Raw genomic sequence first — 5409 nt, 5'->3', positions numbered from 1 at the left:
GATCCACGACGAGCATGGGCACTATCCGGTGATCCTGGCCATCATCTCCATCGCGCGCGGTCTGGGCCTGCATCTGGTGGCGGAAGGCGTGGAGACCGAGGTGCAGGCACGCTACCTGCAGGCCAATGGCTGCTCCACCATGCAGGGCTATCTGTACTACCGTCCGATTTCGCTGTCGTCCTTCATCAACGTGCTGCAGACGCAGAACCAGATCGAAGGTGCGGCTGAAGTGCCGGGCGCGCGCGTCGTCGCCATCCAGGCCTGAGCCACCCATGCAGCGCTACACGCCCAGCGAAGCAGAAGCCTCCGCGGCCACCAACTACACGGCGGAATACCTGCGTGTACGCGATCTCGCCGAGCGCGGCGTGCCGAACGCCCAGCACAGCCTGGGCTTCATGTATTTCAACGGCCAGGGCGTGGCGCAGAGCTATGAGCTGGCCGCGGCCTGGTATCGGCAGGCCGCCAATGCAGGGCTGGAGCATGCGCAGTACAACCTTGGCGTGATGTACCAGAAGGGCCAGGGCGTCGATCCGGACTACACGGAAGCGGCGCGCTGGTATCAGCTGGCGGCGGAGCAGGGCTATGCCGCCGCGCAGTACAACCTGGGCTGGCTGTACGCCAAGGGCCAGGGTATCGAACAGGACACCGAACAGGCGCGCCACTGGTTCGCCAAGGCTGCCGAGCAGGGCGACGCGGGTGCGCAGAACAACCTGGGCATGATGTACGACACCGGCAAGGGCGTGCCGCAGGACTTCCGCCAGGCCATCATGTGGTATCGCCGCGCGGCGGAGCAGGGCTATGCGCGCGCCCAGTTCAATCTCGGCCTGCGCTATGCGAACGGACAAGGCGTGCAGCAGGATGTACAGCAAGCCATGTCATGGTTCCGCAAGGCGGCAGAGCAAAAATACGCGCCGGCCCAGTTCAATCTCGCGCTGCGCTACGACAAGGGCGACGGCGTGCCGCAGGACAGCCCGAAAGCCATCAAGTGGTACACGGCGGCGGCCGAGCAAAATCATATGAGCTCCCAGTTCAATCTGGGCCTGATCTACGACAATGGCCACGGCGTGCCGCGCGATGAGCAGCTGGCGCTGGCCTGGTATCGCCGCGCGGCGGATCAGGGCCACGCGGCGGCGCAGAACAACCTGGGCCAGCGCTATGACCATGGCCAGGGCGTGGTGCAGGACTATGCCGAAGCGGCCAGCTGGTACCGCAAGGCGGCCGATCAGGGTTTCCCGGCGGCGCAATACCATCTGGGCATGCTGTTCGACGCGGGCCATGGCGTGAATGCCGACCCGCACGAAGCCATTTTCTGGTATCGCAAGGCGGCCGATCAGGGCCATCTGCGTGCGCAATTCGACCTTGGCCTGCGCTATGAAACAGGGCAGGGCGTGCCGCTCGATCTGCGCAAGGCGATCGCTTGGTATCTGCGCGCGGCGGAACAGGATTACGCTGCCGCCCAGTACATGCTGGGCCAGCTCTACGACCGCGACGACGGTCCCGTGCCGGACATCTTGCAGGCCAACGCCTGGTACCGCAAGGCCGCCGAGCAAGGCCACACGCTGGCTCAGTTCACGCTGGCCCTGCGCTACGACAATGGCCAGGGCGTGCCGCGCGATTTCGCCGCCGCGCTGCAGTGGTATGTGGCCGCCGCCCGCCAGGGCCATGGCCGTGCGCAGCTCAACGCTGGCTTGATGTACCTCAGCGGCCAGGGCGCACCGTCCGACGTGCCGCAAGCCTACCGCTGGCTGTCGCTGGCGGAACGCGCCGGCGTTCAAGGCGCCGCGCGCTACACCGCACAAGCCGCCGCCCGCCTCAACGCCAGCCAACTAGCGCAGCTGCGCGCCCACCCCGACCTGCTGCCTGCTTAAAAACCCACGGCGTAACCCTGGTGTCTGCCACGGCGTGGCAGACACCTGCTTCTGCCTTGGGTTTCCGGCAGTGTCGCGTAATCCCCACGCTCAAGGGGAGCATTTGATCGCTCAATCCGGTGATTGAAACCCGTGCCGCTCCTCTGGCGCGACTGAAAGTGCAGCGATCAGTACCGATCAAGTTTATGAGTTGTTTGCTCACTGCTGAAAAAAGCGGCGTGGTGCGCCATACACTCCTTGCAACAACAACAGGGAGGAGACAGGATGGAGTACCGCAATCGTATGGCGCTGGCCGTAGCACTTGCAGTCGCCAGCATGGCCGCCAGCGCGCAGGAAGAGAACGTGGTTGTCGTATCGGGCTTCCGCGCCAGTTTGAACAGCGCCTTGAACACCAAGAAGAACAGCGACGGAATCGTCGATGTGATCAAGGCCGAAGATATCGCCAAATTCCCGGACGCGAACCTGGCCGAATCGCTGCAGCGCGTGCCGGGCGTGTCGCTGTCGCGCGGCGACGGTGGCGAGGGCAAGCAGATTACCGTGCGTGGCCTGAACGCAGGCTTTACGCGGGTGCGCATCAACGGCATCGAAGGCGTGACCGCCACCGGCGCATCGGACATCAACGGCAGCACCAACCGCGGGCGCGGCTTCGACTTCAGCGTATTCGCCTCCGAACTGTTCAACAGCCTGGAAGTGCGCAAGACCGCCGAAGCGGCCGTGGAAGAAGGCTCGCTGGGCGCCACCGTCGACCTGCGCACCGCGCGTCCCTTCGACTTCAAGGGCCGCACCTTCAGCCTCGGAGGGCAGGAGTTCCACAACGACCTGTCGCGCAAGACCGAACCGCGCCTGACCGCGCTGGCGTCCGACCGCTGGACCACCAGCTTCGGCCAGGTCGGTGCACTGATCTCCGCCGCCTACTCCAAGCGCACCGCAACGGAAGAAGGCTATGAAGCCGTGGAGCTGCTGAGCGCCAACCAGGACGGCGGCTTCTGCTCGCCGCTTAGCTATAGCCCTCAGAATCCGGGCAACACGCCCGCCAAAGGCATCGATGCGGCGAATTGCGGCACGGGCGTGCCGCGTACCTCCAGTACCGCCGCCTACAATGACGTGATGGGCCGCACCGACGATTACGGCGGCACGGTCGCCAATCCGGCGCCGGGCTCGGGCGCATTTGCGCCGCGTATTCCGCGCTATCGCCGCTCGGAAACCCAGTATGAACGCAGCGGCATCACGGGCTCGCTGCAATGGCGTCCGGATTCGCACACCGAACTGGCTTACGACTTCCTGGGCGGTAAATTCGTCAACAACCGCTACGACAACTACATCGAAGCGATTTCGTTCGGCCGCAGCCTGGGCCAGTCCAACGGCAAGCCGCAGACCTCGATCGTGGACGCGCACTTCGACCAGAACGGCAGCTGGGACTATGGCAAATTCAACGCCGTCGACATCCGCACCGAGGGCTTGCTGGACAAGTACACCACGCTGTTCCGCCAGAACGTGCTGTCCGGCCGCCACGATTTCAGCGACCGCTTCAAGGTCGACTTCCTGACCGGCAGCTCGATCTCCGACCTGGACGAACCGGTGCGCGCCACCGTGCAGTGGGACGCGCCGAATATCAATAACTTCTCCTGGGACTTCCGCAACAACCGCAATGTGCCGACACTGAACTTCGGCATGGACGTCACCAACCCGAACGCCTTTACCTTCGCGCCGCAGGAGGCGGACGGCACCTTCCACGGCCAGTTCGTGGGCCGCTATCTGCACACCAAGAACAAGCTGACCACGCATGCCATCAATGGCAGCTTCGAGGTGAACGACAACATCACGCTGCGCGGTGGCTTCTCCAAGCGCGCCAACACCTGGACCAATATCGAGATCGGTTCCGGCGGCAATGGTCTGGCGCTGCCGGCAGGCGTGACGCTGGCCAGCGTGTCGCGCCAGATCGACAACTTCGGCAGCGGCCTTGGCGGCACGGGCGTGCCTACGTCGTGGGCTGCGGTGGACCTGCAGAAGTTCCTCGGCGTGTACAACATCGAGTGCCATTGCGCCGCCGTGCCGGGTTCGGAATACAACTACCTGGCGCAGGCCAATCGCGGCGTGGATGAATCGATCAAGGCCTTGTTCGCCATGGTGGACTTCAAGTACGACGTGTTTGGCATTCCGCTGCGCGGTAATGTGGGTGTGCGCGGCGCCGACACCACGGCCACCTCCTTCGCGCTGGTGAATGCGAACAACGCGCTGCAGCCGGTGACGGTGGAGCACAAGTACCGCGACTACCTGCCGGCGCTGAACGTGACGGCCGAACTGCCGCGCGATGTGCTGGTGCGCTTCTCGGCCGGCAAGACGGTGGCGCGTCCCGAATACACCGACCTGGCGCCATCGGCCACCTTGAGCACCCAGAGCCAGACGGTCAGCATCGGCAATCCGAACCTGGACCCGATCCGCGCCAAGACCGTCGACGTGCAGGCCGAGTGGTACTACCAGAAGAACGCCATGGTTTCGCTGGGCTACTTCTACAAGGACATCGGCACCTTCATCCAGGGCGTGTCCGAACGTGCCGTGTTCTCCTCGCTCGGTCTGCCGGATTCCGTGCTGCTGGGCGGTGGCTGCAGCATTACGGGCGGCACGCCGGCCTGCCCGACGCTCCCAAGCACCACCGTGGTGGTGAACCGCAAGGTCAACACGCCGGGCGGTCCGCTGCGCGGCTATGAATTCAACTGGCAGGCGCCGTTCAGCTTCCTGCCTGGGTTCTGGAGCAATTTCGGCGCGCTGCTGAACTACACCCACGTCGATTCGAAGATCACCTACATCACGCGGGTGGACAATCCCAATACGGCCGCCAATGAGCAGCTGACCCAGGTCGCCAACTTCACGGGTCTGTCGCCAAATGCCCACAACATCACGCTGTATTACGAGGACCAGAAGTTCAGCGCGCGTGTCTCGGCGGCGCACCGCTCGTCGTATCTGCTGAACGTGCTGGGTAATGTGGCGGGCCACGACTTCACCATTGTCGATGGTTCGACCAACGTGGACTTCAGCGTTTCCTACAACATCACGCCGCAGCTGCGCGTGTCGCTGGAAGGGCAGAACCTGACCGACGAACCGCTGCGCTATGGCCGCGATTCGCAGCGTAACGATACGCTGCTGTATGTGCATTCGGGCCGTTCTTTTGTGGCAGGCCTGAGTTACAAGTTCTGACAACTCTGGCGGGATTGATCGACTGTTGGTAGTAAGATAGCAAGATCAATTTCGTCCGGAGTGTGTGATGAAACCTGCGATCTTCGGCGCTGGCCTGCTTCTGGCAGCCAGCGCTTTCGCCGCCGATCCCCTGGCGGCGCTCAGCAACAAGGAAGCCAGCGGCGGCCTGAAAGCGGCGCTGGAAGCCGGATCTTCGGCCGCTGTCGCCAAACTGGGCGTCGACGGCGGCTTCCTCAATAACGAAAAAGTTCACATCCCCCTGCCGAAAATTCTGGAGAAGGCGCGCCCGCTGATCGCCATGACGGGCCGCGGCCAGCAGCTGGACGAACTGGAAACCGCCATGAAC

Annotated in this window: 4 protein-coding genes; all 4 read left to right on the top strand. The window is 63.8% G+C overall.

All coding sequences use genetic code 11. From position 1 onward, the window contains the following. On the top strand, nt 1-265 hold a 265-nt coding region (locus AB4Z11_RS21560), incomplete at its 5' end, for an EAL domain-containing protein (RefSeq protein ID WP_442027571.1). Between the two features lie 7 nt (nt 266-272). Beyond that, a complete protein-coding gene (locus AB4Z11_RS21555; RefSeq protein ID WP_442027570.1) occupies nt 273-1868 on the top strand; it encodes a tetratricopeptide repeat protein in 1596 nt (531 codons plus the stop codon). Nucleotides 1869-2132: 264 nt separating this feature from the next. After that, entirely contained in the window at nt 2133-5063 is a 2931-nt protein-coding gene (locus tag AB4Z11_RS21550) for a TonB-dependent receptor (protein WP_442027568.1), read from the top strand. A 67-nt stretch (nt 5064-5130) separates the two neighbouring features. Continuing rightward, a partial coding sequence (locus AB4Z11_RS21545; RefSeq protein ID WP_442027567.1) for a DUF4197 family protein occupies nt 5131-5409 on the top strand: 279 nt, incomplete at its 3' end.

The sequence above is a fragment of the Pseudoduganella sp. RAF53_2 genome, from assembly GCF_052113985.1.
Taxonomy (GTDB): Bacteria; Pseudomonadota; Gammaproteobacteria; order Burkholderiales; family Burkholderiaceae_D; genus Rugamonas.
This window is presented reverse-complemented; position numbering and strand designations above follow the sequence as displayed.

What these genes read in the sequence shown, in the direction of transcription:
- AB4Z11_RS21555 (WP_442027570.1), top strand. Translation starts at nt 273, where the DNA reads ATGCAGCGCTACACGCCCAGCGAAGCAGAAGCCTCCGCGGCCACCAAC.
- AB4Z11_RS21550 (WP_442027568.1), top strand. Translation starts at nt 2,133, where the DNA reads ATGGAGTACCGCAATCGTATGGCGCTGGCCGTAGCACTTGCAGTCGCC.